This window comes from Sphingobacterium sp. UBA1498, from assembly GCF_002325125.1.
Classification (GTDB): domain Bacteria; phylum Bacteroidota; class Bacteroidia; order Sphingobacteriales; family Sphingobacteriaceae; genus Sphingobacterium.
In genome coordinates, this window is record NZ_DCRG01000025.1 from 19345 (window position 1) to 45107 (window position 25763).

Consider the following 25763-nt stretch of genomic DNA (forward strand, 5'->3'; position numbering starts at 1 on the left):
TCCTATTTATCTTCTTTATTCTCTATAACTTCGATCTTGATCGGTGGCTCCACTCGCTCTTTCAAACCCAAAGAATCCACACGCTTAGCAATTTCTGTTTGTGTAGACATTTTCATCAGTTCAGCAGAGAGAGACTTATGATCCCACCCCAATTCTTTCACCTCTTTACTCACTTTATCGATACTCCGAATAGTTCGCTCGGCAAAATGACGATTGGAAATATACAATAGCATCAGAAAGGCTATAAATGCTCCAAATGGCAAGTAATGCAATATTCTGTTTAACGAAAGGTCTCCAACGGTAAAAAGCGTTTTAATAAACGCTTCTGTTTGTTCGGCCTTTTCTTCGACAGTTTCTTGCAGTTCCTCTTGAACTTCTTCACTCAACTCTTTCTGTCTTATCGTATTTCTGCTCATCCTCTCGCTCCATTTTTAAGACACACCCAACTTTTCAGCAATGCGCAGTTTCGCACTGCGCGATCTATTATTTAAAGCCAGTTCCTCTGCAGAAGCCGTAATCGCTTTACGGCTAACCACAAGAAATGGCTTAATTTCATTTCCAAAAAAATCTTTCTCAACCTCTCCTTTGAACTTACCTTTGGCCATAAAATTTTTAACCAAACGATCTTCCAAAGAATGATAGGACATAACAACCAATCGCCCACCCACGTTGAGCACGTCCACCGTCTGCAACAAAAATTCCTGTAAAGCATCCAACTCACGATTCACCTCGATACGAAGCGCCTGAAACACCTGCGCATGATACTTATGTTCCTTACCCTTCGGAACCATCCGTTGAATCACCTCTTTTAATTCTGAAACAGTTTGAATCGGTTGAACCAAACGCGCCGTAACAATTGTTTTCGCAAGCGATTTAGCATTCATGATCTCTCCGTACATACCAAAAATGCGATGGAGATCTTCCTCTGCATAGGTGGCTAAGAGTGACTTCGCATCTAGATCACCAACCTGATCCATACGCATATCCAGATCCGCATCAAAGCGAATAGAAAAACCACGGTCCGCAGCATCAAATTGATGTGAAGAAACTCCTAAATCTGCCAAAATCCCATCTACTGCACGCACACCTTCCAAACGAAGGCTATTCTTTAAAAACCTAAAGTTCTGATGTATCAATGTGAAGCGAGGATCGTCGATTGCATTCTTCAAGGCATCCGGATCCTGATCAAAAGCAAACAGCTTCCCTTCTGGCCCCAATCTCTTTAAAATCTCGCGAGAATGACCACCACCACCAAAAGTCACATCCACATAGACGCCATTCGGCTTAATCGCCAACGCATCCAAGCATTCTTGTAACATGACCGGAACATGATAGACATTTTCCATACGCTTATAATCCAAAATTAATATCTCCCATTACCTCTGCCGCCAAAGATGATATATCCTCCACACCACCGTCGCTCATCAACTCCTCATACCCTTCCTTAGACCAAACCTCAATCTTATTAAACTGACAGGCCAAAACCAATTCGGCATGTATACCCGCAAACTCCAACAAGCTTTTCGGCAACAAAACACGACCTGCAGCATCCAAAGTTAATTCGGTTGCACCGCGTGTAAAAGCACGCACAAACGCACGAACCTTGGGATCGAATTGATTTAATTTCGCCAGTTTAGCTGTCATCAAATCCCATTCTTCCCGTGGATAAAAAACCAGATGTTTCTCAAAACCGCGATTCACAACAAGACCATCCCGCTCTACATGAGGCATTTGCCTCTTGAGCGCAGCTGGCAACACCATTCTTCCTTTGGCGTCTAACTTGCATTCAAATTCACCGATTAACTGAGTCATATCGTCAATTATCCTATTCTAATTTAAATGTAAAAGTATACACTTTCTCCCACTTTCCCCCACTTTATAACATAAAAAAGTTTTCCACATCGATAAATAGCTACAACAAACAAAATATCCTTTAAATAAAAAATCCTGCAAAACCTAATTTACAAGCAGTTAAACCCCTATTAACTTATAAAATCCCATGCGATAGAACAGTTTATTTTCCATACTTTTCGCCAAAAAATTAGAAATGAATTGTAAAAATTCTAGACCTATCAACTTAATTTCAACCACTTTTTTAGTAAAAAGGGGATAAAGTGGGAGCCATAAAAAAGACCATAGAGTATTGTGGAAGAAAGTGGGAGAAGGTCGTTCAAATAACCAAAGTAGAATTCGTTATTGTCGAGTAAAACCAATAATTTTGCGTCAAATATAATTTTCATAACGATATGCACAGAACACACACTTGTGGAGAATTAACACTAGCTGACTTAGGGAAGACGGTTACCCTAAGTGGATGGGTTCAAAAATCCCGCGATTTAGGCGGTATGACTTTCATCGATGTTAGAGACCGATATGGTATCACACAATTAACGTTCAATGCAGATGATGATGCGTCTTTACGCGCCAGTGCCCGTGAACTCGGAAGAGAATATGTCATCAAGGTAACTGGAGAGGTTATCGAACGCTCGAATAAAAATGCTAAAATCCCCACTGGAGATATTGAAATCAAGGTTTTAAATCTTGAAATACTAAATGCCGCTAAATTACCTCCTTTTACCATAGAAGATGAAACAGATGGTGGCGATGATATTCGAATGAAGTTCAGATACCTGGATTTACGCCGTAACCCAGTACGCGAAAACCTTATTTTACGCCATAAAACTTCACAAGAGATCCGCCGTTATCTTGACTCCCAAAATTTTCTGGAAGTTGAGACCCCTTATCTAATTAAATCAACTCCCGAGGGAGCACGTGACTTTGTCGTCCCTTCTCGGATGAATCCTGGAGAATTTTATGCCTTACCGCAATCACCTCAAACCTTCAAGCAACTCTTGATGGTCTCAGGTTTCGACCGCTATTTTCAAATTGTAAAATGCTTCCGCGATGAAGATCTACGTGCAGACCGCCAACCAGAATTCACGCAAATAGATTGCGAAATGTCCTTTGTAGAGCAAGAAGATGTTTTAAATATCTTCGAAGGGCTTGCAAAACATATCTTCAAAACAATTAAAGGTTTTGATCTAGGTAACGTTCCACGCATGACATACGCAGACGCCATGCGGCTCTACGGATCTGACAAACCAGATATCCGATTCGGAATGCAGTTTGTCGAACTAAACGACGTGGCCAAAGGGAAAGGTTTCCCCGTATTTGATGCCGCAGAATTAGTGGTAGGGATAAATGTTGAAAACTGTGCCCATTACACCAGGAAACAATTGGATGCACTGACAGAATTCATCAAACGTCCACAGATCGGTGCAACTGGATTGGTCTATGCTCGTGTCAATGAAGATGGCTCAGTAAAGTCCTCTGTGGATAAGTTTTTCACGCCAGAACAGCTGTCAGCAATTGCAGATGCGTTCCACGCGAAACCTGGCGACCTATTGTTAATTATGGCTGGGGGAACAGACAAAGTGCGCAAACAACTCAATGAACTACGCCTTGAAGTTGCTGCACAATTAGGTTTCCGTAATAAAGAAACCTACGCACCGCTTTGGGTCGTTGACTTCCCGCTATTGGAATGGGACGAAGAAAACGGTCGTTATCACGCCATGCATCACCCGTTCACTTCACCCAAACCAGAAGATATTCCGCTTTTGGATACCAATCCTGGAGAAGTGAGAGCAAATGCCTATGACTTTGTATTAAATGGCGTAGAAGTCGGTGGGGGATCAATCCGTATCCACGACAGAGAACTTCAATCACTCATGTTCAAACATTTAGGGTTTAGCTCTGAAGAAGCAAAAAAACAGTTCGGCTTCCTGATGGAGGCCTTTACCTATGGCGCTCCCCCACACGGCGGACTCGCTTTTGGCTTTGACCGACTAGTATCTTTATTGGCAGGCTTAGATACCATCCGCGATGTCATCGCCTTCCCGAAAAACAATTCAGGAAGAGATGTTATGATTGATGCACCGTCAACCATCCACCAAGAACAGTTGGACGAGCTCAGCTTAAATATTGCGATAAAAGCATAAATTTTTACCTCGATTTTCGAGAAACAATTTATTAACAGTATATTTAAAAGTTGGTAATTTTTACCAACTTTTTTTTGTGAAAAACCAGCAGATTAGATGGCAGAGAGTACCGCTAATGCATTTATAAAGGAAAGTGCGCAAAAAGCATTTGACACCAAACACCGCGATATTATCAATTACAATATCGACAAATACAGCATGGCTTTCGAAAAAGGCAAGAGTAAATTTGCAGATCTTGAAAATAGCAAGATAAAAGCCAATTTGATTAAGTGGAAGGTCATGGAAAATCTCGACCGCTACCTGTTGCAGTTTGAAGCCAATTTCACTGCCCGAGGTGGAAAAGTCATCTGGGCAAACGACGCCACAGAAGCGTTGGAAGAGATCTATGCGATCATTCAGCGTAAAAAGGCAAAGTCTGTAGTCAAGTCTAAATCGATGGCAACAGAAGAGATTGAGCTTAACCATTTTCTGGCTTCCAAAAATATTGATGCAATAGAAACCGATCTGGGCGAATATATTATACAGCTGCTCGATCAAAAACCCTATCACTTTGTTACCCCAGCCATGCACTTGAGCCTGGAAGATATTGCTAAGCTTTTCCATGAAAAATTTGACACTCCATTGGATGCTTCCGCAGAGCAACTGACAATGAAGGCGCGTGAACTACTTCGTGATCGCTACTTATCAGCAGAAGTCGGAATTACAGGAGCCAATTTTCTGATCGCTGAAACTGGTAGCCTAGCGATTACTGAAAATGAAGGAAATGCCCGATTGACATCGACGTTCCCGAAAACACATATCGCTGTAGTTGGAATAGAAAAAATAATTCCCAACCTAAAAGATTTAGACATCTTTTGGCCGCTTTTATCTACACACGGTACTGGTCAGAATTTAACGGTTTACAATACACTACTTACCGGGCCTAAACAGGCTTACGAATCTGACGGTCCCGAAGAGATGTTTGTCATTCTGCTAGACAATGGCCGCAGCAAACTTCTCGCTCAGAAAGAACAGCGTCAGGGCTTATATTGCATCCGTTGCGGTGCCTGTCTGAATGTATGCCCAATCTATCAGAACATCGGTGGCCATACTTATGAAACAACTTATCAAGGCCCAATTGGATCACTCATATCACCTCATTTAAATGGGATGAAGGAATTTAAACACCTGAGCTACGCCTCTACACTCTGTGGAAAATGTACTGAGGTCTGTCCGGTAGGTATTGACATACAACGTATGCTTCTTGTGAACAGAAAAGATTCAGTTGATCAAGGTCTAGCTTCAAAAACGGAACAAAAAGCCTGGCAATGGTTCACTTATGGAATTATGCGGAGAAAATTGGTCGATTTTTTCGGTGGAAAATTCAAAAATTTTTTCATCCGAAAATTCTTTCAGAAAACATGGGGGCATCAGCGTGAATTACCTAAGTTGTCAGAAAAATCATTCTCCAAACAGTGGAAAGAACAACAAAAAAATAAAGAGTAAAAAAAAGAAAGAGGGAACCAACGGTTCCCTCCTCTACTAACACTCACCAATATTTAATATGAAAACTATCCTTGTTTAATGTTTATGATGCTTTTACGTCGGCGTCATTTGTTTTATTCAGTTCTCCTTTTTTAACGTCTTTTCTTTTGAGCTGTCTGTCTTTTTTCCAATGCTCTTTGTGCATTTTTCGATTTTCAGCGTAAGAATCTTTTAACGTTTTTTGTTGCTCTGGGGTTAACATTCCCATCATTTTTTCATGTTCCGCCACACGTTGCTTTTTCATTTTTGCACGATGATCCTTTCGTTCAGCGGCCATTTTTTGATGATCCTGTGCTTTCTTCAAATGAAATGCATAGATATCCTTACGCTGTTTATCCGTAAATTTCAGCTTTTGATCCATGCGATCAGTTTTCATCTTAGCTACTTCCTCAGGAGTTTTATTTTTAAAACCATCTTGCATCCTTCCGCTTTTATGTTTATGCATGGAAGTTTGCATTTCTTTCAATTCTGGTTTAACATCTTTTTTTTCTTGAGCGAAACCGGCTAACATCAATCCAGATAAAGCCAAACTTAACATCAATTTTTTCATTTCTTTATTTTTTTAAAACCAACAATCATTTTTTTAATAAGTACTCTTTTTCAACTTATTTATTAGTAAGAGCCGTATCGGCTATCAAAAGTTTAATTGATGATTTGTTAAATAAAGTTAAGAAGAGCTTATTGGCTTACAGCACTTAAACGGATCGGTAACGTATATGCCACACGCACTTTAAGTCCATTCTGTACACCAGGTTTCCATTTTTTCGCTTTCTTCAATAAGTTTATAGCAGCCTCCCCGGTACCAAATTTCATATCACGTTTGACAGCAATATCTGTCAATGACCCATCTTTCTCAACGACAAAAGAAACCTCTATAACACCAGAAACCCCTTGATCTAAAGCCTGTTGCGGAAAGTTATAATTCTCGGCAATCCATTTCATAAACGCGGGCAGCCCTCCTACAGGTATTGGCATAATCTCCACCGATGTAAATGTATTGTTAGCATCACCATCAGTTCCACCGCCGGATACCGAACCAATCCCGGAGCCAGTAATATCACCATCTCTTTTCGAAGAACCAAATTCACCGCGCGCAATATATGTACCCGATGGACTTGCCTTCAATGTAATCCTTGAAGTCATCGTATTGGGATTCTTCAGTTCATCCTGACTCACAAGTTCTTCCGTAACTTGATTTGCTTTGGCCACTTTTATATCAGGCATTCTAACCAGATCAAATTTGGATACATCTTGGGCAACTTGCTGCGGGGCCTTCTCCTGCATCATGACAGGTTCTTCAGGAACCTCTTCTTTCTCCTCTACCTTCTTTTGAATTTCTTCCAGCATGTCGGGTCCAATATCTTTTACTGTATAAATCACGGCCGGAACAGTTTGCTTAAAATATGTATTATATGCATAGGATCCTGCGATCAGCAAAACTGCAAAAGAAACCACAATTCCCAAACCCACATTCGTTGCTTTATCAGAGAGATTTCGCAATTCGTAAGCGCCGTACATTTTGTTACGACCAGCAAAAATAACATCCAGCCATTCTTTGCGGTAAATATTCAATTTGGAGTTCATCATAATATTAAAGTTTAAATCTTTTCATTATGATGCACGAAAGCCTTATATTTCACAAAAAAAATATAGATGCTTATGAAGTCATTTTTTTTAGCTATTATTCTACTTACAGTATATGCTTGTGGCAACAACCAACATCAATCCAAGACTGCAATTAAGCATGAAAATACGGAAGAAACAATTTCACCATACTTTGGTTTTTTAAACCAGCAAAGGGACTCACTTATCGCTCTTCCGATGGATCAGGCAATGGAAAGTCCCGAAAAATATAATTATGTTATCGTAGAAGACCAAGTCAGCCCCCTTGAGTTTGTTGAGAATAAAACAGATAGTAAGGGGAGCAACGGTAGACAGACCGCACAGAACTTTGCAAATAGTGAAGGTTCATTATTTAAAATTAGCGCTGCAATTAAATCCGGTGAATTTGGTATGCTGGTCAACAAGGCTTTTATAGATCAGTATAAAATCGAGAAGTTTACACAAGTTCAAAGAGAAACTTCCACAAATATTAGGGAGCAACTTGAAAAAAAATACAACAGAAAGATTAACAAAAGCACAACCATAGCGATACTCAGCGATCATTCGGAGTTTAATCTTACGGTTTTTGAAAATCAACAAGACTCTGCCTTAGCCGTATTTTCGTACGCCAAGGACGAAGAGTTGATCAATTTGGATTTTCCAGCCTTGTATGATGACATCAGTACCTGGCGTGTTGATGACGGCGGCCAATTTGACAACGATGCTTTTCACATACTAACAGTATTACGATCAGCACAAGGGATCAGTTTTATCAGTATCTTTTGGGGAGCTGAAGGTTATGAACTGAATTTCTACCAGCCTAAGAAAAACGTATTTACCTCGGCAGCACAAGCCTATGGATATAGTTCGCCATTATAAGATAGTAACTATACTAAGTTTCCCATGACCAATGAAATTGCCGTGGGAAACTTGAAAGACCTACTTGATTATAGATGCATTCTAGCCATAGGAGCCACATCCTGACCCACAAAATCTTTCTTTAAAAATTTATGGTAACCCGCAATCGCAATCATCGCTGCATTATCCGTACAATATTCAAATTTTGGTATGAATACCCTCCAATTGTATTTTTCACCCATTTCAATCAAGCTCTGTCGGAGACCAGAATTAGCCGAAACACCCCCTGCGATAGCGATATCCATTACACCAGTTTCCTTTGCCGCTTTCTTTAATTTATTCAACAGAATAGATACAATACGCGATTGCACACTGGCACACAGGTCGGCCATATTGTCTGTCAGAAAATCTGGATTCAGCTTCAATTGGTCTTGAACCAAATAGAGTATTGCCGTTTTCAATCCTGAAAAACTGAAATTTAAACCTGGGATTTGTGGCTCAGGAAGCCTATAAGCGGTCGGATTTCCACCTTTGGAATATTTATCTATAAGCGGTCCACCCGGATAAGGAAGATTTAAGATTTTAGCGGTCTTATCAAAAGCCTCCCCCGCTGCGTCATCCAATGTCTCCCCCAAAAGTTCCATTTCAAAATAATCTTTCACCAATACAATTTGTGTATGACCACCAGAAACTGTAAGACATAAAAAAGGAAAGTTTGGCTTCGGATCTTCAATAAAATGAGCTAAAATATGCGCCTGCATATGGTTTATATCAATTAAAGGAATATTTTGCGCAAGTGCAAATGACTTAGCAAAAGACGTTCCTACCAAAAGTGCACCTAATAATCCCGGCCCCCGTGTAAAACTCACTGCATCTATTTGATTTTTGCTTACTTTTGCTTGGCGAATGGCTTCGTCCACTGTTGGAATAATATTTTGTTGATGAGCGCGAGAAGCCAACTCGGGAACTACTCCACCGTATTTCGCGTGGATTGCCTGAGTGGCGATAACATTTGAGCGAATTTCACCGTTTATACAGATAGAAGCGGAGGTTTCATCACAAGAGGATTCGATCCCTAAAATAATAGCCATAGCTGGAGGTAATAAATTTTAATACAAAAGTATCAAAAAAATAATTAAAATAGTGTCAATAGTCCTGGGTAGTATAGTCATTATACTGCTTGCATTGGCATTGTCCCTGCAGTTGAAGCCCGTACAAAACTATGTTGCACAAAAAGCTGTAGACTATTTATCAAAGGAACTAAATACCAAAATAAGTCTCAAGAGCATCTATTTTAAGCCCTTCAAATCTATTGTAGTAGAAGATTTTCAACTCTATAGTCCGCAAGGAAAAAAAATAGTACATTCAGGCAAGCTAGAAGCTAATGTCAACCTCTCTGAGTTCATTGAGTCGAACAAGATTGTAATCAATAAATTAACAATTGAAGATACTGAAGCTTCCTTTGAACAATTTCAGGACAGCAGTAATATTTCATTCTTAATTCGGTATTTCAACCCACCAAAAAAAGAAAAAAAGAAAAGTTCAAAAAAACTCATCTTTGCGATCAAAGAAGTTATCATCAAAAACAATGCGTTCAACTACACTGACCACAAACGCAAGCATTACAATAAAGTGGTCGATTTTGGAGATTTAGGAATCTCCAAATTAAACGCTCATCTTGATAATATTAAAATGGATTCCAATCAATTTTCAGCAGATATTAAGACCTTTAATCTGCATGAAAAGAAAGGATTGGTTATTAAAGGTCTTCTTGCACGTACGACGATAAGCAATACGGCTATTGAACTCAGTGAACTGATGTTGGCAACCAACCGTTCTACATTTAAGAATTATATTAAACTTAGTTATAAAAGCTTTGACGACTTTTCAGACTTCATCAATAAGGTTCACATACAACTTCGAGCGCGAGATTCACGTATTCATTCCGAAGACATTGCTTTCTTCTCCTCCCCCATGCACCAGGTCCAGTTTGATGTCCATATTAAAAAAGCAAATTTGGAAGGTACGGTATCGGCAATCAACGCCAGTCAGGTCGATTTAACAATCGGTAAGAAGACAAGCTTAGCAGGTGATCTACAAATTATTGGACTACCTGACATCGATAAAACAGATTTCATCATTCCACAGGTAGCAATTTCATCCGAATATCAAGACTTAAATCGGGTTATTGCCGATTTAGGAAATCTAAAAAACTTTAAACTCCCGGAAATTGTTCAGCTTTTCAATAGATTTTCTTTCAAAGGAAGTCTACATGGACTGTACAATAAATTTAAAACAAAGGGAATTTTCACGACCGATATTGGTGATGTTACAGCGGATGGATTGCTGGATATCCAGAAAGAAACCAAATATGCAGGTAGCTTCCAATCGAAAAAATTCGATGTAGGAGCGATTACAAAAGTAAAAGATTTAGGAACAACAGGGTTCAATCTACAAGTAGACGGAGCAGGTACTGATCCCAAAATGCTAGCTTTGATGATAAAAGGTAATTTGACAAATTTCAACTTTAAGAATTACAGCTATCAAGATGTACAGATTGAGGGAAAAACAGAAAAGAAACTTTTCGTCGGATCCGGAAGTATATCCGATCCAAATTTAAAATTACAGTTTACAACAGATATTGATTGGTCCGCCAAACCCAATTATCATCTAGATGCTGATATTCAGCAAGCTAATCTAAAAAAAATCAACTTCTTTCAAGGGGATTCCATCAACATTAAGAACACAAAATTCCATACAAGCTTAATTGGGGACAATATCAATAATATTACCGGTGAGTTTAAATCAGACAGTGTAAGCTTCAGTTCTTCGAAAGGGCAATTTGTTATACGAAACATCAATTTTCTAGCAGAAGGAGATGAAAATGCACGCTCGTTAACCTTGCAGTCGGCTATCGGACATATTGATCTCAAAGGAAGAATAGACCTCAATACGATAGTTCCTTATTTTAAAGCTTTAGCGATGCGCTATGCCCCCGCTATTGGTTTTGAGAAGGACATGTTTAACCGCCAAGACTTTGACCTCAATATTAATATTACTTATTTCAAGCCTATCGCAACGTTCTTTAAAAAAGATATTGCGCTGGACAGTGGTGCAACATTGAACGCCAAATTTGAAAGTGAAAAACAAACGGCTAATTTTAATTTTTACGCGCCTGAATTGAAGTACAATGGTATCCGACTCACTCACCTGATTATCGATCAAAATGCCAATTTGAAAAATATGGAACTGCAAACCTCCATTGATCGAATTAACTTTACCGACAGTACCTATATTAAAAACGTCAATATTTCAAACACGCTGGCAAACGATAGTTTACAATTCAACATCAAAATGTCGGAACTAGAGGCAAGCAACAGTCTAGATCTGAATGGAGTCATCCGTTTTGCTCATGCCAAACCTGCCTATATCAATTTCTATCCGTCGAATATCTTGATCAATAGAGAGAGCTGGCTAGTCAATAATGATGCACAGCTGAAAATATCGAAAGGAAAATGGTACTTTGAAAAACTAACGCTAAGTCATGATAACCAAAAGGTCCACATTGACGGTATACTTTCCAATGAAGAAAGTGATCAGATCAATCTCAAATTTCAGGACTTTAACCTCACCTCCTTAAATGGTATAACCAAGCCTTACGGCATCAATCTCTCCGGAAATATGAACGGAAATATTGAAGTTAACGCTGTGTTTAAATCTCCCTTTGTTGTAGCCAATATAAAGACTTCTCCTATCCTCTATAACAATATTCCCATCGGTTCACTGGCGCTTAGTGCTAATTACGACCCCGAAAATCAACACGTAAAACTAGAGAGCAAAATCGAAGAAGGTAATAAATTGATTCAGCTACAAGGTTCTTATAATCACTTAAATGAAAATAATAAGCTTAATCTTAAAGCCAAACTCGCAAATACAGATGTATTCATTTTTCAGCCATTTTTAAGAAGCTTAGTATCCAATATTCAGGGAAAAGTGAACGCAGATCTTACGATTGAAGGTGACATTCTAAATCCCAAAATTACAGGCGACGGCAAATTAGAAAATGCTTCGATGGTTATCAATTATCTAAAAACCCCCTATCGGCTTTCTGATAAAATTGAGCTTACCAACAATCGAATCTTTCTAAAAGGATTAAAAGTATATGATCCAAAAAACAATGTAGCGACCATTGATGGGGTTGTCGACCTCAACAAATTAAGTGACCCTGATATAGATATTACTGCAGAAGCCAAGAATTTTTTAGTATTAAATACCACAATTAAGGACAATGACATATATTACGGAACGGCTTACGCCTCGGGCAATTTCAAGTTTAAGGGACTTACCTCAGCAATGAATATCAATATCCGTGCTAAATCCGAAGAAAATACTGTTATCAATATCCCTTTCAACAACGCGAGCACCATATCAGATACCGACTTTATTTACTTTATCGAGAAAGACTCCACAAAAATCAAGAAAAACACAAAAAAACGAGATTTCAACGGTCTGACTATGAATATGGATCTCCTAATCAACCCCAATGCAGAGATCAATTTATTCTCCAGTATGGGCGAATTATCGGGACGTGGAAATAGCAATCTTAATATGCGAATATCCTCTTTGGGCGATTTTGAAATGTTTGGGGATTTTATCATCAACAGTGGAAAATTTAATTTCACAGCCCAAGATTATATCAATAAAATCTTTGATCTCAAAGAAGGTGGAACAGTGCGATGGGCTGGAAATCCCACAGAAGCCAATATCAATATCAACGCCATCTATCAACAAAGAACGAGCTTAGCACCGCTTTATAATGCAGCCGGACGTGAAGAAAATCCCGAACGCGTATTGGCACAGGCCGACATGATCTTAAAAGGTCAATTAAGTCAGCCTGAGATCACCTTCGACATCAATTTCCCACAGAACCCCGGCGTTAAGGATGAGTTGCAAGGTTATTTTTCAGATGCCAACAATGTCAATCAACAAGCACTTAGTCTGATCGTTCGAAGGAGTTTTACCCCTGGCACACAAACTGACTTCGGTAAAGAAGTGAACAATACTTTGTTATCTGCGGGAACTGAGATAGCATTCAACCAAATCAACAACATTATAGCCCAATCGCTCAACATCAATTTCTTTGATATTAATATTAAGTCTTTAAATGATGCTTCCGCCTCGCTACGCTTATTTAATGACAGACTTGTCTTGACCGGAGGGATCTCGGATCGCAGAAGTCAAGCCCTTACGGATTTAAATGTTTTTTCAGATCGGGTCTCTACAGATGCTGAAGCGATGTTTTATTTAAGAAAAGATGGCCGTTTAGTCCTCAGGGCCTCAAACAGATTAAACACCCGAAATTTTCTTCTTAGCCCCAACGATGGCGAGTATATAAGCGCTTTCGGATTACTGTATCGACAGGAATTCAACAGCTTCTCCGAGTTCTTAAAACGGCTATTTCCATTTGGCAAGAAAACGATTACGACAACTCCTACTGAAACAAATAAAGGCAAGGTCAATTAACCCTTTCCGTATAATTCTTTGGCCAGTTCAACCGGTCTCTTCAAACTCAAGAAAACCTCTTTCAATTCCGGAATACCTCTTTAAGCTAAGACAGACCTCGTCCATCTCAATCGGATTCTTTTCGTCTCCAACAGCCCAACTTCCATTCCAACCGCATTGTCCCCTATTCCATGAATCCATCTCGATTTCAACAGCAGCGCTTTTGTATTTCAGCTCCATATAACTGCCGACTCAAGCGATTTGTGGAAGATCTGAACAACAAAAAAATAGTGTAAAAGCTGCGGACACGCTGCGATGAAAATAAAAAAAGTCCCTTCAGTAGATTGAAGGGACTTCCTTTTTATTTAAAAATCGATTAGGATAATTTCTCGAATTCTTTGTATTCGATTTCTTCCGAATTCAATTTAACTAAACCCTTCAAGTGATCAAATACCTTCAAAGCTTTAGCTTCTTCAAACAAACGATTACCTTGTTCGCGGTCTTGCAATAATTGAATTGCAAATTGGTTCAACTGCTCATCAGAAGGCTCTTCATTGATGTTATACATCTTGATCTGCGCATAGATGCGTTCCTTCGCTAAATTGATCACTTCATCATATTTAACTTCAAGACCGTTTTCTGTAACCACACGATTTTCAATGATCGTCCATTTCAAGTTGTTTAAGAAATCGGCAAATCCTTCGTTTAATTCTTCTTCAGAAATACTTGGATTAGTTGCTTTCAACCATCTTTTTAAGAACTCTTCAGGGAAAGCTACATCAACCTTTTCCATACCAAAAGTATACATGTCATTACGTAACTTTTGATCAGAATTTTGTTTGAATAAGTTTTCAACTTCTTCTCTCACTTTTTCTGTGAATTGAGCTTCTTCCGTCACTTCACCTTCAGTGAATAACTTATCGAAAAATTCCTGATTAAGATCAGCTTCCTCTAAACGGTTGATATTCTTAACAGTCAATTCAAATTTAGTTACGTCTAAAGCAGTTGCTTCCTCTTCGGTAATACCTAATATCCGTGCTAAATCTTCCGTTTTAAATGCTTTTTTAACGTCAATCTTAACAACATCGTCCTTCTTAAGACCAACCAATGATTTTTTGACCTTAGCATCTTCTACGATATCAGTACGTATAGAAGTTGTTTTCTCTAAACCATCCTCTTTATCTTGCTTCAATGTTGCATACAATACATCACCTTCTTCAGAAACTTCTGGATTAGTCATTTTTCCATAGCTACGACGCAAGTTCTTGATACGATCTGCCAATGTTTCTTCATCAGCTTTGATTTCGTAAGAAGTAAATTCAGTCTCAGCAGTGAAAGGCAATTCAAACGCCGGAGCAAGACCAATTTCATATTTAAAGTTGAAATTGTCTTTATAATCCCAGCTGTACTGCGCGTCATCTTCCAAAGGAAGTGGCTGACCTAAAACTTCTAATTTATTTTCAGTAATGTAATTGGTGATTTTTTCATTCACTAATTTATTGACCTCATCAAATAAAATAGACTTACCATAAGTACGTCTGATATGTCCAACAGGAACTTGACCTGGACGGAACCCTGGCAATTTTGCTTTTTTAGCTTGCGCTTTAATCTCTTTGTCGACTTGAGGATTATAATCTTCAGGTGCTAATGCGACGTTGACTACCGCATTGATTGCATCTACATTCTCGTGTGAAATATTCATACTCTTTTTAGCTATATCGCATTCATAAAAAAATCCTCCCGAGGTTTTAAGTTCGGGAGGACATCAAGTGCGGAAGAAGGGACTCGAACCCCCACGCCTTGCGGCGCCAGATCCTAAGTCTGGTGCGGCTACCAATTACGCCACTTCCGCATTAGGATTTCTTTTGATGCCACAAAGATAGAAACCAAACGTATATCCTGCAAGTATTTTCTACTCTTTTTTTTATTTTTTTTCAATACTCGCCTAGGCTCTTGCATAATTCATTATTATTCATTTACTTTGAATATCAAAGTACTTTTATGGAACAGAAAGATTTATATAAAGAGCTTGGGCAGATCAGATCATTAATGGAAAAATCGTCCAAATTTGTTTCAATTAGCGGATTATCGGGCGTCCTTATGGGTTGCTATGCGCTCGTGGGAACACTATTAGGATACTATATTATATATCAACCTCAAAGTACCGTGCTATTAGGGGGCAATAATTTGGAAAGATCCCAAGTGCTTTTGATCATTGCGCTGACCATTTTATTCTTATCCTTAGTGACTGGTTTTGTCATGGCGCGTAGAAAGGCGAGAAAAAATAAACAGTCCATTTGGAACATGACAAGCAAATCACTTTTATTTGCAGTTTCAATTCCATTGCTTGCAGGTGGCTTCGTATCGGCGCTGTTTTTTATCCAAGGATACTACCAGCTGGTTGCCGCTATGCTGCTCATATTTTATGGACTAGCACTGACCGCAGGGAGTATTTATACATTTGCCGAAGTAAAAGCACTAGGCATAATAGAAATCTGCCTAGGCCTGATCGTGCTAGCTTTTCCGGATAAAGGATTACTTTTGTGGGGATTGGGATTTGGTGTGTTACACATCATCTATGGTTTTATCGTTTACAAAAAATACGAATCGTGAAATTAGATCTTTCTCTATATGACAAAATATTTGAAAACAGAGTACGACTCCAGATAATGAGTGTTCTCGCGGCAAATGAGCAGTACGATTTCAATTCTTTGAAAGAATTGTTGGAGGTAACGGATGGTAACCTTGCCTCCAATCTGAAAACGTTGGAAAAAGAAGAATATATTGTTGTCGAGAAAAGCTTTGTCGAACGAAAGCCAAATACCCGATATAAAAGAACTGCTAAAGGACTAAAAGCATTTGAAAATCACCTTGCTGCACTAGAAAATTTAATAAAACAACAATATAAATAATTTTTTTATCCATATACTTTGAAAAACAAAGTACTTTTAAAAAAAATAAATATGAAAAAAATCCGATTAAAGCTCATGTTGTACCTCTACGACTGGTCCTCCAAAATCTATACGACAGTCTTTAAATGGAATAAAAAGGCTTGGGGAATTCGCAAGGAAGAATTTCTAAATTATCCTGTCGGAAGCATTGGTCACTCGCTTGGCCTTTTTTACGAAAGTAAGGGCTTCGAAGTGATGCCTAAATTAGAAAATCATGACGTTTTTCACATTCTGACCGAAACTGGAACAGAAATCCAAGACGAAATTGCGATGCAGTATTTGTTATTGGGTAATGGAAAGATCAGCTTGTACCTTTTTGGGATGGTCCTCATTGGCGGAATACTGTTCCCAGAGTACTTCAGTCATTACAAAAAGAACTTTCAAAAAGGCCGAACACTTCAGCGATTTCATCATTTAGAATTCAAGGACATGTTAACATTACAGCTCACCGAACTTCAAATCGCACTGTATAGCAAAAACATTCAAATAAACCTAAACAGCTAAAACCATGGACAACAACAATTCATCTCCAATGGAGCCCTCTTCATTGTTTGAGAAAATCAGCAATTCCACTGTACTAAAACTATTCGTCATCTTATTTCTTTCTTTAATCTTGCTTATCCCTCTTGCATTAATTCGTGATTTAATTGAAGAAAGAAAATCAAGGGAACAGGAAGTGTCCGGAGGCATCGCCCTCAATTGGGGAAAAGACCAAGTAGTGTCCAGTCCAGTACTTGCCATCCCCTATCGCGAAACGGTCCCTTTATCGGCCGAAAAAACTGAAAAATCTAACCTGAGAGAAGAGACTAAATGGATATTTGTCTTACCTAAAACTTCCAATATCGTTACAGCTATTTCTCCCCAACATCTTTCAAGAGGAATTTATACTTCTGTAGTTTACAGCAGCAACATTACCGTGGAAGGAAATTTTGGCAAATTAAGCCCAGAAAAACTGGAGATTCCAGTCGAAAATATTGACTGGAAAGGCAGTAAGCTTATTTTTGGCATCCAAGATTTTAAAGGACTCGGAAAGCGCCCAACATTGAACTGGGATGGTCAGGATATAGTTTTCGATCCAGATTTCAATAATCTCAATCTTTTTAATCAAAATTTGGTTTGTGCTGTACCATTAACCCCTCAGGACGATAATAATCATTTCAAGATCAAACTGGATTTAAAAGGATCGAAGTCCCTCAACTTTTTGCCCCTTAGCGACCAAACAAATATCCAAGCAAAAGGAAACTGGGCTAATCCAAGTTTTACAGGTGCGTTTCTACCAAGCAAACGAAATACGGAAGCTTCAAATTTTTCCGCATCCTGGGAAATTCCATCTTTCAGCCGCAAACTTCCACAACAATGGGTCGGTGACGCTCACAACATCTATCGCTTTGACGCCAACATAGAAAACGCCAACGATACCAACGAACCAACAACGCCACAAACTACCACTCCGCCGGGCACTTCCGCAAACAATTTATTGGACAATACAGATATGATTACCATTCATTTTTTACCCGACATCAACAACTATCAAAAGACAACCAGAGTTGCCAAATACGGTATTTTGATCATCATCCTTACCTTTACTTCACTCCTATTTACGGAAGTAATCAAGAAAAAAAGAGTTCATATCATTCAATACATACTAATCGGTGCAGCCATGGTGCTTTTCTACACCTTGCTGTTGGCCTTATCAGAACATATCGGCTTTAATTTGGCTTATGTGACAGCAACAATGGCGACAGTCTTACTTATTGGCAGTTTTATCAAAGCTATTACCAAGGATGCGAAGACCGCAGCGCTTCTCAGTTCGATATTAGGCATATTTTATCTCTTTATTTATGTATTGATGCAGCTCAGAGATTATTCGTTAATCGCCGGAACTATTGGAATCTTTATTATTCTGGCCATTCTCATGCGTGTTTCGACAAAAATAAATTGGTATCAATTTGACAATGACCATGCAGATCAATAGACAACATTTTAAAATATACTGGGTACTTATCGAAGTATTTCTAAAAAAATAAAAATTTCCCTTTATAGCCATTAACATACAGATTGATGGCTATTTTTTGCTTTCCTTAAGTTTTATTGGCAAAATCTGTAACTTGCAAAGATATTTTTCAGCATAACAATATGAAAAAACTTACAATATTTGCATTAGCAATGATAACATGCAATTTAAGCAACGCCCAAACCTCCAAACAACCCATGAACCCAACTACACTTTGGGAACTTGGACGTGTATCAGCAGAGGGACTTTCAGCAGACGGCAAAACACTGGTGTATGGTGTTTCCAATTATAACCTGGAAAGTAATTCAAGTGAAAAAAATCTATATACGGTTTCACTTACAAATGGAGCCGTTAATCAGTTCACCGATCAGAAAGGTGGCGAGTCTGTGGTTCAAATCGAAAAAAATGGCGATGTTATCTACTTGTCCAAAGGTCAACTCTGGAAAAAAAATCTGTCAAAAGGAGAAGCAGTACAATTGACGTCTGGTGACATGGAATTGGAAAATGTTAAGTTTTCACCCGACGGAAAACAAATACTCTTCAGCCAGTCCGTTCTTGTAAAAAAATACCACAGCACAGACAAATATCCCGAATTACCAAAATCAGACGCTTATATCTATGACAACTTAGACTATAGACATTGGGACACCTTCAATGATGGCAAGTTCAGTCATCCTTTTGTAGCGAGTTTTGTTGATGGTAAAGTTGGTGAGCCGGTAGACCTGTTGAAGGACCAACCCTTCTATAGCCCGCAAGCACCATTTGGTGGCGCCGAAGATTTTGCCTGGTCTCCAGATAGCAAGGCCGTGCTGTATGTCTGTAAAAAGAAATTCGGAACAGACTATGCCGTCAGTACCAATACCGATATTTATCGCTATGATATCGCCAGCGGAACGACTTCCAACCTGACAGAAGGAATGAATGGGTATGATACAGCCCCAACCTATTCTCCCGATGGAAAGAGCCTAACTTGGCTCAGCATGAAGACCGATGGTTATGAATCGGACAAAAATAACATCATCTTATTCGATAAAAACAGTTCAATCCGTCTTAACTTAACGGCGCATTGGGATGGTACAGTCAATAGCTTTATTTGGAGCAATGACAATCGAAAAATCTATTTCACCGCTGCTACGAAAGGCACCGTACAATTATTTGAACTTGAAGTCCCTACAAATATCAAAACAAAAGGCTTACCTAAGATCCATCAAATTTCGGAAGGCGACTTTGATATTACGGGCATTATTGGTCAGGTAAATGATAAATTGATCGTCAGTTCAACAAAATTTACCCGCGCAACCGAAATCTTTAGTTTTGATCTGAAAAGCAAGTCCTTAACTCCGGTCACCAAAGTCAATGATGCTAAGTATGCAAATATTAGCGAAAACAAAATTGAGAAACGTACCACCAAGGCATCCGATGGAGCAGATCTATTTTCATGGGTCATCTATCCCCCAAACTTTAACCCCGAAAAAAAATATCCAACTATACTTTACTGTGAAGGTGGCCCTCAGTCTGCCCTTACTCAATTTTATTCATTCCGCTGGAACCTACAGTTAATTGCATCGCAAGGTTATATTGTGATCGCGCCAAACCGTAGAGGGATGCCTGGTTGGGGTGTAAAATGGAATGAGGCTATTTCTCAAGACTGGGGCGGTCAGCCTATCCGGGATTACTTAGCAGCCATAGACGATATCTCCAAAGAATCTTACGTGGATACCGCACGTCGTGCGGCTATTGGAGCCAGTTACGGTGGCTATTCTGTTTACCAATTAGCGGGCGTACACCAAAACCGTTTCAAGACCTTCATTGCCCACAATGGTTTGTTCGATATGAGAAGTTGGTATGGAACCACAGAAGAACTATTTTTTGCTAACCATGAATTAGGGGGGGGATACTGGGATAGCAAAAATGAAAAATCCTACACAGCGTTCAATCCGATTGAAAAAGCAAATAATTGGCACACCCCGATTTTAATCTTTCAAGGTGGAAGAGATTACCGTGTTCCAATCGGACAGGGGCTGGCGGCATTCCAATTAGCTCAGCTCAAAAAGATTAAGAGCCGTCTAGTCTACCTTCCTGATGAAAATCACTGGGTACTATCCGGGCAAAATGCACAGGTCTGGCAAAACGAATTTTTTAACTGGCTGAAAGAAACGCTATAGATAGGAAAGTGAAATCGTCAATCAACTTCTGATTTTGTTACCAAAAATGCCACGCCATGCGTGGCGTTTTTGTTTCGATTCCTAATTGACCGTATCTAGTCCTATTAACCATGGATTAATGTCACCTTGTACATTAGCTAGGGGTTAACAGGGGGTTAACAGGGGTATAACAGGGGGTCTACAGGGGTTTAACCCTATTAATCCAGTGTTAACCCTCTGTAAAAATGGAGTTAAAACGGTCTTAATGGAGAACGTGGTGAAAGCTTGTTAACAAGAAAGCATGGATCAGCAAGCACACAATGCAAGGGAGCAAATTTAGGACATTGAGTCGGCCGACGGATTACCATACCAAAAGTAAACCTCCTGAAAACAGAAAAGCCTGCAATATGCAGGCTTTTTCTATAAGACTATTGTATTTTCTAAACACTACTTTTCTCCCTTTTTTCCAAAAATAGAAAGCTTGATATATTTTCCAGGATTCTCTTTAACATCCTTCATCAAATAATCCATTTCTTTTGAAGCGTTATTCAGATTATTATATAAAGCTTCATCATTAAGCAATAATCCGATAGAGCCCTTACCGCTGTTAATCTTCCCGGTAATCTCCTGAAAATCATTAACGGCGGTATTTACTTTGTTCATGGTGTGTTCAAAATCCAATCTGGCCGCTTTGTCCGTTATATTATTTAAATTGGACATAATCGAATTGATCTTCTCTCCATTTTGTGAAAAGTTGGATGTAATTGACTCCATGTTGGCCATGATGCGATTGAGTCTTCCCTTTTCGTTTCCAACTAGGCCTTCTACATCTTTTGTGATTCCTTCCACATTTTTCAATGAGGTAGATATACTATGAATACTGTTTTTAAAGTCGTCCTGAAACTGCTTATCTAAAACATTATTCACAACGGACAGTGTTGAATCCAGTTTAATGGTAATGGTTTCGATCCTCTTTTGAATAGGCTCAACCTTATCCATAATATTCGGTTGGACACCCGAAGCTAAAAAATCGCCGTCCTTTGCCAATTCCTTACTGTTGCCCATTTCAAAGACAATCGCTTTACTCCCCAACAAATCTGTACTTGAAATTCTAGCAATTGTGTTTTTCGGCACGGCGTAATCAGCGTGAATTTTAAACTCAGTTTTAATTTTGCCATCAGGTTGAAGAATCATCTTCGATACACGTCCGATTTGATACCCATTCACTAAAACAGGCTTGGATGGAGTTAATCCATCAACAGTCTCGTAGGTCGTGTAATAGGTGTTATCGCTACTAAAAACATCATTCCCTTTTAGAAAGCTATAACCAATAAATAATAAAACTATTGCAACCGTTGCTAATATGCCGACCTTTGTCTCGTTTGATATTTTCACAAATAATCTATTTAGTAATGATCATTAATTTAAGTTTAAAACAGCACAAAAGCAAATCTGTTTAGCGTTCTACGGAATTTTTATAGATTTTTATAGCAGAAACCAGATTATCAACAATCTCTTGTTGTCCCGCATCAGACAATAAGTAGCTCTCCTCTTCTCTATTACTAATAAATCCAATCTCGGTCAATACCGCTGGCATACCCGCTTCCGCAAGTACAGCTAACCCTTTCTCCCAGAAACCTCTACTGTATCGGCCAGCTTTCACGTACTCGCCCTCTATCATTTGCGCAAGACGTATACTTTTTTCACGAAATCGATTTTTCATCAACGAGAAGATGATCGCACTTTCGGGATCTTTAGGATCAAATCCCTGATAGTTCTCTTTATAATTGGATTCCAATAATAAGGATGCATTTTCACGAACAGCAGCATCCTGTTGGCCTAAACGATGCGAACCAGAAACCAATGTTTCGGTACCATGTGCACTCGAACCACTGGAATTACAGTGAATTGATATAAATAAATCTGCTTTATTAGCATTCGCTAAACGTATACGTTTATAAAGCTCCACAAATTCATCGGTCGTTCTCGTGTAGATGATCTTAATACCTGGAATATCTTTCTGAATCTGCTTTCCTAATTTTAAAGCGACATCTAAAGCGACATTTTTTTCCAAAGATCGTCTTCCTTGTGCGCCAGTATCCTTACCACCATGGCCAGCATCAATTACGATTGTCCTTATTTGGTAGTCCGGAGGCTCGGGCTGCCCATTGTTTAATTTGAAAGAATTCAATAAAAAAAATCCCAAAGTAGCTAACATGACGCTACACCATTTTCTAATTCTTAAATCTGATTTCATTGAATAATTATTTGCTCTACTATAAACGAATCAAAATGAGTCAATATTATTTGTTGAATAGATAACGATATTTAACATATTTTCTATTGCTTTTTTGACTAATTTTGTCTCTCGAAGTTTAACATTATTTCACAAAAATAACATTTGTCTTTAATTTTGAAGTCGTTAATCAACATTTTAACACTATTTATCATTCTTGCGGTGAGCACTGCTAGTCATGCTCAAAGTAGTATTCCATTAAAACAGAACGGACTTCAAGGTAAGAATCCTATTTCGGCGACCAATAAGTTGCAAGATACCAGTAAGACTAAAGCGGGCGATACGACAAAATCTGTCCGGGATACCACCAAGAAAAAAGGAAGTGGCCTACAGGCAGAAGTCAGCATTATTGCTGTGGATTCGCAAAAATCTGAAGTTGCAAAAAACATCAGTCACCTTTATCGGGGTGCAAAGGTTAAATATCAGGATTTTGAACTCTCTGCTGATTATATCCGTCTTGACCGAAACAAGAAAAAGATTTTTGCTTCCGGAATTTATGACAAAACCGGCAAATATGTAGGACGTCCTATCGTGATTATGGGAAATGGCGAATCACCTAAAACTGTGGATTCACTCTATTATGATTACGAGAAACAGGAAGGAAATACCTATGGTATTATGACCGAGGTGGATGGTGGATATATCCAGGCCAATATTGTTAGAAAGAACATTTACGACGAAATGTCTATCTATAAGGGGCTTTACAGTACTTGTAATCTGCCCTACCCACATACCCATTTTGGTATCCATATTACCAAGGGTATTGTCACTAAAAACCAAATTATTTCAGGACCAGCTTATCTAGTGGTTATGGGCGTACCAATGCCAGTGGCATTTCCCTTCGCATTCTTTCCAAAACCGGATAAAAGAGCTTCTGGCTTTCTCTTTCCTTCTTTTGGAGAAGATTACACTAGAGGGTTTTCCATGCGGGATTTAGGCTGGTATTTGGCCTTCAATGATTATTGGGATAGTGAAATTCGAGGTTCATTGTACTCAAAAGGTTCGTGGGAAGCCTCCATCAATACACGCTATACCGTCAATTATAAATTTAATGGTGGTTTTAATATCCGTTATGCCAATACCAAAACAGGCACCGAAGGAACCCGAGATTATGGTTCCAATAAAGATTTTAACGTCACCTGGAACCACACCCAGCGCCAAGAAGCCAATCCCGGAACGTCTTTCTCCGCCAGTGTAAACTTTGGTACCAGTTCTTTCTTTCAAAATACAGGAACTGGAAGTACACTAAATACCTATGAAAATCTTGCGCGTAACCGAATGGGATCGTCCATCAGTTACGGGAAAGTATTTGCAGACGGTAAGGTAAACCTGACAGCCAGCTTAACCCATAATCAGGATATGGCTACACGTAGTATACAAATGAGTTTACCGAACATCAGCTTAAACGTCTCTTCTTTCAATCCATTTGACAGCAAGGACCGTGTCGGTGAACAAAAATGGTATCAGCGTATCAATGTAGGTTATAGTTTCCAGGCACAGAACTCGGTCAGTACTATTGATACATTGTTATTTAAACCAGGGGGCTTCAAAAAATTCCAAAATGGTTTCCAGCACAACATCCCGATCAGTTTGTCGCTAAACGCGTTTAAATATTTTCAGTTTAACACCAGTGTCAATTATACAGAGCGCTGGTATTTGCAAAGCACCAGACAACGCTTTGATAATACAGCTGCCGGTTATACACAACGTATTGACACCGTACAGGGATTCAATCGTGCTTACGATTACTCCGTATCCACCGGACTTTCGACCAAGATCTATGGTATGTATCCTAAGATCGGTAAAATTCAGGCCATCCGACACGTGGTTACACCGTCGATCAACCTGAACTATAGGCCCGACTTTTCCGATCCAAAATATGGATTCTATCAGCAGTATAACGACCAATATGGAAATAGAAATGTATACTCCATTTTTAGTCAGGGTGTGTATGGCTCCCCTTCCGCAGGGAAATCAGCAGGTATAGGTTTTTCCATCGACAATAACATCGAAGCTAAAGTCAAAAGTAAATCGGATACCACAGATGGAGGGTTTAAGAAAATCCCTATTCTCCAGGGTCTAACCTTCAGTGGAAATTACAACTTCGTTGCCGATTCGCTTAAATTGTCCCCTATCACCTTCTCTGGCCGTACCGCTTTTTTCGACCAAAAGATGAATGTCAACTTCAACGGTACTTTTGACCCCTATTCAGTGAATGAAAATGGTGTTCGCGTCAATCGATATGCCATAAAGGATGGTAGCCTGGCGCGTCTGACAAATTTCGGTCTTTCCTTTGACTATAGCCTGAATCCCAAAGCTGCAAAATCACGTAATAATAACATCGATTCGTTAAGAAAAGAAATGTCCGGCGCAGGTATGACTCCCGAACAGGCACAGGCCTTAGCTCGAATCAGCTCAGATCCAAATGCATTCGTAGATTTTAATATTCCTTGGAACCTTGCGGCATCGTTCAGTTTCAATACGTCCAAATCATTCAACTCGAGCACGCGGAGAATGGAGAGCCAATTTACAAGTACCTTAAACTTACATGGTGACTTCAGCGTTACGCCAAAATGGAAAGTTACTTTTCAATCGGGATACGATTTTAAACAAAAGGAAGTGGTCATGACCTCTTTCAATATCTATCGAGATCTGCATTGCTGGGATATGTCGTTCGGCTGGATGCCATTTGGGCGATACCGAAGTTATAATGTGACGATACGGGCTAAGGCCTCCATCTTACAAGATCTTAAGCTCACAAAAAGAGCAAGTTCAGGAGGCAGTTATTTTTAAAATAGCTGCTTTTTTTTTGAAAATATCTAATCCTATTCGCCAGAAAAAACTTTCTCGCTTTCTTAGCTATGACGATTTCGA

General features: G+C 39.1%; 20 protein-coding genes and 1 tRNA gene. 10 read left to right on the forward strand and 11 right to left on the reverse strand.

Annotated features, from left to right (window positions below; genetic code table 11):
- Positions 1 to 2: 2 nt before the first annotated feature.
- The 3 genes from B3139_RS14725 to mraZ are packed head-to-tail and all read right to left on the reverse strand — an operon-like array spanning position 3 to position 1812.
- Positions 3 to 416 carry an FtsL-like putative cell division protein gene (locus tag B3139_RS14725; RefSeq protein ID WP_209576664.1) on the reverse strand — a complete coding sequence of 138 codons (414 nt, stop codon included), beginning with the start codon at positions 414 to 416 and terminating at the stop codon, positions 3 to 5.
- Between the two features lie 15 nt (positions 417 to 431).
- Positions 432 to 1346, reverse strand: coding sequence for a 16S rRNA (cytosine(1402)-N(4))-methyltransferase RsmH (gene rsmH / locus B3139_RS14730; RefSeq protein ID WP_209576666.1), 915 nt, complete (start codon positions 1344 to 1346; stop codon positions 432 to 434).
- A 4-nt stretch (positions 1347 to 1350) separates the two neighbouring features.
- Positions 1351 to 1812, reverse strand: coding sequence for a division/cell wall cluster transcriptional repressor MraZ (gene mraZ / locus B3139_RS14735; RefSeq protein WP_293884346.1), 462 nt, complete (start codon positions 1810 to 1812; stop codon positions 1351 to 1353).
- 434 nt (positions 1813 to 2246) lie between these two features.
- Here mraZ and aspS point away from each other — a divergent pair, with 434 nt between their 5' ends.
- Entirely contained in the window at positions 2247 to 3998 is a 1752-nt protein-coding gene (aspS, locus tag B3139_RS14740) for an aspartate--tRNA ligase (RefSeq protein ID WP_293884348.1), read from the forward strand.
- Positions 3999 to 4094: 96 nt separating this feature from the next.
- On the forward strand, positions 4095 to 5483 hold the full coding sequence (locus tag B3139_RS14745) for a LutB/LldF family L-lactate oxidation iron-sulfur protein (protein ID WP_293884350.1): 1389 nt from the start codon (positions 4095 to 4097) through the stop codon (positions 5481 to 5483).
- An 82-nt stretch (positions 5484 to 5565) separates the two neighbouring features.
- Here the strand turns inward: B3139_RS14745 and B3139_RS14750 are convergent, their stop codons facing one another.
- Together B3139_RS14750 and B3139_RS14755 are read right to left on the reverse strand one after the other, a co-directional pair.
- A complete protein-coding gene (locus B3139_RS14750) occupies positions 5566 to 6072 on the reverse strand; it encodes a hypothetical protein (protein WP_293884352.1) in 507 nt (168 codons plus the stop codon).
- Between the two features lie 128 nt (positions 6073 to 6200).
- Entirely contained in the window at positions 6201 to 7109 is a 909-nt protein-coding gene (locus B3139_RS14755) for an energy transducer TonB (protein ID WP_293884354.1), read from the reverse strand.
- A gap of 72 nt (positions 7110 to 7181) precedes the next feature.
- On the opposite strand from B3139_RS14755, the gene B3139_RS14760 reads away from it, so the two are divergent.
- Complete coding sequence (locus B3139_RS14760; RefSeq protein ID WP_293884356.1) at positions 7182 to 8003, forward strand: hypothetical protein; 822 nt, start codon at positions 7182 to 7184, stop codon at positions 8001 to 8003.
- Between the two features lie 68 nt (positions 8004 to 8071).
- Here B3139_RS14760 and tsaD read toward each other — a convergent pair whose 3' ends face one another.
- On the reverse strand, positions 8072 to 9073 hold the full coding sequence (gene tsaD / locus B3139_RS14765) for a tRNA (adenosine(37)-N6)-threonylcarbamoyltransferase complex transferase subunit TsaD (protein WP_293884358.1): 1002 nt from the start codon (positions 9071 to 9073) through the stop codon (positions 8072 to 8074).
- Between the two features lie 52 nt (positions 9074 to 9125).
- Here tsaD and B3139_RS14770 point away from each other — a divergent pair, with 52 nt between their 5' ends.
- Positions 9126 to 13505: a translocation/assembly module TamB domain-containing protein gene (locus B3139_RS14770; RefSeq protein WP_293884360.1), complete on the forward strand. Its 4380-nt coding sequence runs from the start codon at positions 9126 to 9128 to the stop codon at positions 13503 to 13505.
- A 27-nt stretch (positions 13506 to 13532) separates the two neighbouring features.
- Here B3139_RS14770 and B3139_RS14775 read toward each other — a convergent pair whose 3' ends face one another.
- From B3139_RS14775 to B3139_RS14785, 3 genes are all read right to left on the reverse strand, one after another.
- Entirely contained in the window at positions 13533 to 13685 is a 153-nt protein-coding gene (locus B3139_RS14775; protein ID WP_293884362.1) for a hypothetical protein, read from the reverse strand.
- A 175-nt stretch (positions 13686 to 13860) separates the two neighbouring features.
- Complete coding sequence (locus B3139_RS14780) at positions 13861 to 15186, reverse strand: trigger factor (RefSeq protein ID WP_209576687.1); 1326 nt, start codon at positions 15184 to 15186, stop codon at positions 13861 to 13863.
- A gap of 68 nt (positions 15187 to 15254) precedes the next feature.
- A tRNA-Leu gene (locus B3139_RS14785) sits at positions 15255 to 15336 on the reverse strand.
- A gap of 149 nt (positions 15337 to 15485) precedes the next feature.
- Between B3139_RS14785 and B3139_RS14790 the strand changes: the two genes are divergently transcribed.
- The 5 genes from B3139_RS14790 (at position 15486) to B3139_RS14810 (ending at position 20614) form a co-directional block, all read left to right on the forward strand.
- Complete coding sequence (locus B3139_RS14790; protein ID WP_293884366.1) at positions 15486 to 16097, forward strand: hypothetical protein; 612 nt, start codon at positions 15486 to 15488, stop codon at positions 16095 to 16097.
- Complete coding sequence (locus B3139_RS14795; RefSeq protein ID WP_293884368.1) at positions 16094 to 16396, forward strand: winged helix-turn-helix domain-containing protein; 303 nt, start codon at positions 16094 to 16096, stop codon at positions 16394 to 16396. Before B3139_RS14790 ends, B3139_RS14795 begins: the two co-directional genes overlap by 4 nt.
- A gap of 51 nt (positions 16397 to 16447) precedes the next feature.
- Positions 16448 to 16939 (forward strand): hypothetical protein, encoded by a 492-nt coding sequence (locus B3139_RS14800; protein ID WP_293884370.1) that lies wholly within the window; start codon positions 16448 to 16450, stop codon positions 16937 to 16939.
- A gap of 4 nt (positions 16940 to 16943) precedes the next feature.
- A complete protein-coding gene (gene creD, locus B3139_RS14805) occupies positions 16944 to 18410 on the forward strand; it encodes a cell envelope integrity protein CreD (RefSeq protein WP_293884372.1) in 1467 nt (488 codons plus the stop codon).
- Between the two features lie 161 nt (positions 18411 to 18571).
- Complete coding sequence (locus tag B3139_RS14810; protein WP_293884374.1) at positions 18572 to 20614, forward strand: S9 family peptidase; 2043 nt, start codon at positions 18572 to 18574, stop codon at positions 20612 to 20614.
- 426 nt (positions 20615 to 21040) lie between these two features.
- On the opposite strand, the gene B3139_RS14815 is transcribed toward B3139_RS14810, so the two are convergent.
- Positions 21041 to 21988, reverse strand: coding sequence for an MlaD family protein (locus tag B3139_RS14815; RefSeq protein WP_209576696.1), 948 nt, complete (start codon positions 21986 to 21988; stop codon positions 21041 to 21043).
- A gap of 61 nt (positions 21989 to 22049) precedes the next feature.
- The gene (locus B3139_RS14820; RefSeq protein WP_293884378.1) at positions 22050 to 22850 is read right to left on the reverse strand and encodes an N-acetylmuramoyl-L-alanine amidase family protein; all 801 of its coding nucleotides are present in this window, start codon (positions 22848 to 22850) and stop codon (positions 22050 to 22052) included.
- Positions 22851 to 23006: 156 nt separating this feature from the next.
- On the opposite strand from B3139_RS14820, the gene B3139_RS14825 reads away from it, so the two are divergent.
- Positions 23007 to 25682 carry a putative LPS assembly protein LptD gene (locus B3139_RS14825; RefSeq protein ID WP_293884380.1) on the forward strand — a complete coding sequence of 892 codons (2676 nt, stop codon included), beginning with the start codon at positions 23007 to 23009 and terminating at the stop codon, positions 25680 to 25682.
- Positions 25683 to 25763 lie beyond the last annotated feature (81 nt).

Excerpts from the sequence above, each read along its gene's own strand:
- B3139_RS14745 (WP_293884350.1), top strand. The coding sequence starts at position 4,095 with ATGGCAGAGAGTACCGCTAATGCATTTATAAAGGAAAGTGCGCAAAAA.
- B3139_RS14725 (WP_209576664.1), bottom strand. The coding sequence starts at position 416 with ATGAGCAGAAATACGATAAGACAGAAAGAGTTGAGTGAAGAAGTTCAA.
- B3139_RS14750 (WP_293884352.1), bottom strand. The coding sequence starts at position 6,072 with ATGAAAAAATTGATGTTAAGTTTGGCTTTATCTGGATTGATGTTAGCC.
- B3139_RS14800 (WP_293884370.1), top strand. The coding sequence starts at position 16,448 with ATGAAAAAAATCCGATTAAAGCTCATGTTGTACCTCTACGACTGGTCC.
- creD (WP_293884372.1), top strand. The coding sequence starts at position 16,944 with ATGGACAACAACAATTCATCTCCAATGGAGCCCTCTTCATTGTTTGAG.
- B3139_RS14760 (WP_293884356.1), top strand. The coding sequence starts at position 7,182 with ATGAAGTCATTTTTTTTAGCTATTATTCTACTTACAGTATATGCTTGT.
- aspS (WP_293884348.1), top strand. The coding sequence starts at position 2,247 with ATGCACAGAACACACACTTGTGGAGAATTAACACTAGCTGACTTAGGG.
- mraZ (WP_293884346.1), bottom strand. The coding sequence starts at position 1,812 with ATGACTCAGTTAATCGGTGAATTTGAATGCAAGTTAGACGCCAAAGGA.
- tsaD (WP_293884358.1), bottom strand. The coding sequence starts at position 9,073 with ATGGCTATTATTTTAGGGATCGAATCCTCTTGTGATGAAACCTCCGCT.
- B3139_RS14775 (WP_293884362.1), bottom strand. The coding sequence starts at position 13,685 with ATGGATTCATGGAATAGGGGACAATGCGGTTGGAATGGAAGTTGGGCT.
- B3139_RS14780 (WP_209576687.1), bottom strand. The coding sequence starts at position 15,186 with ATGAATATTTCACACGAGAATGTAGATGCAATCAATGCGGTAGTCAAC.
- B3139_RS14790 (WP_293884366.1), top strand. The coding sequence starts at position 15,486 with ATGGAACAGAAAGATTTATATAAAGAGCTTGGGCAGATCAGATCATTA.
- B3139_RS14810 (WP_293884374.1), top strand. The coding sequence starts at position 18,572 with ATGAAAAAACTTACAATATTTGCATTAGCAATGATAACATGCAATTTA.
- rsmH (WP_209576666.1), bottom strand. The coding sequence starts at position 1,346 with ATGGAAAATGTCTATCATGTTCCGGTCATGTTACAAGAATGCTTGGAT.
- B3139_RS14755 (WP_293884354.1), bottom strand. The coding sequence starts at position 7,109 with ATGATGAACTCCAAATTGAATATTTACCGCAAAGAATGGCTGGATGTT.
- B3139_RS14820 (WP_293884378.1), bottom strand. The coding sequence starts at position 22,850 with ATGAAATCAGATTTAAGAATTAGAAAATGGTGTAGCGTCATGTTAGCT.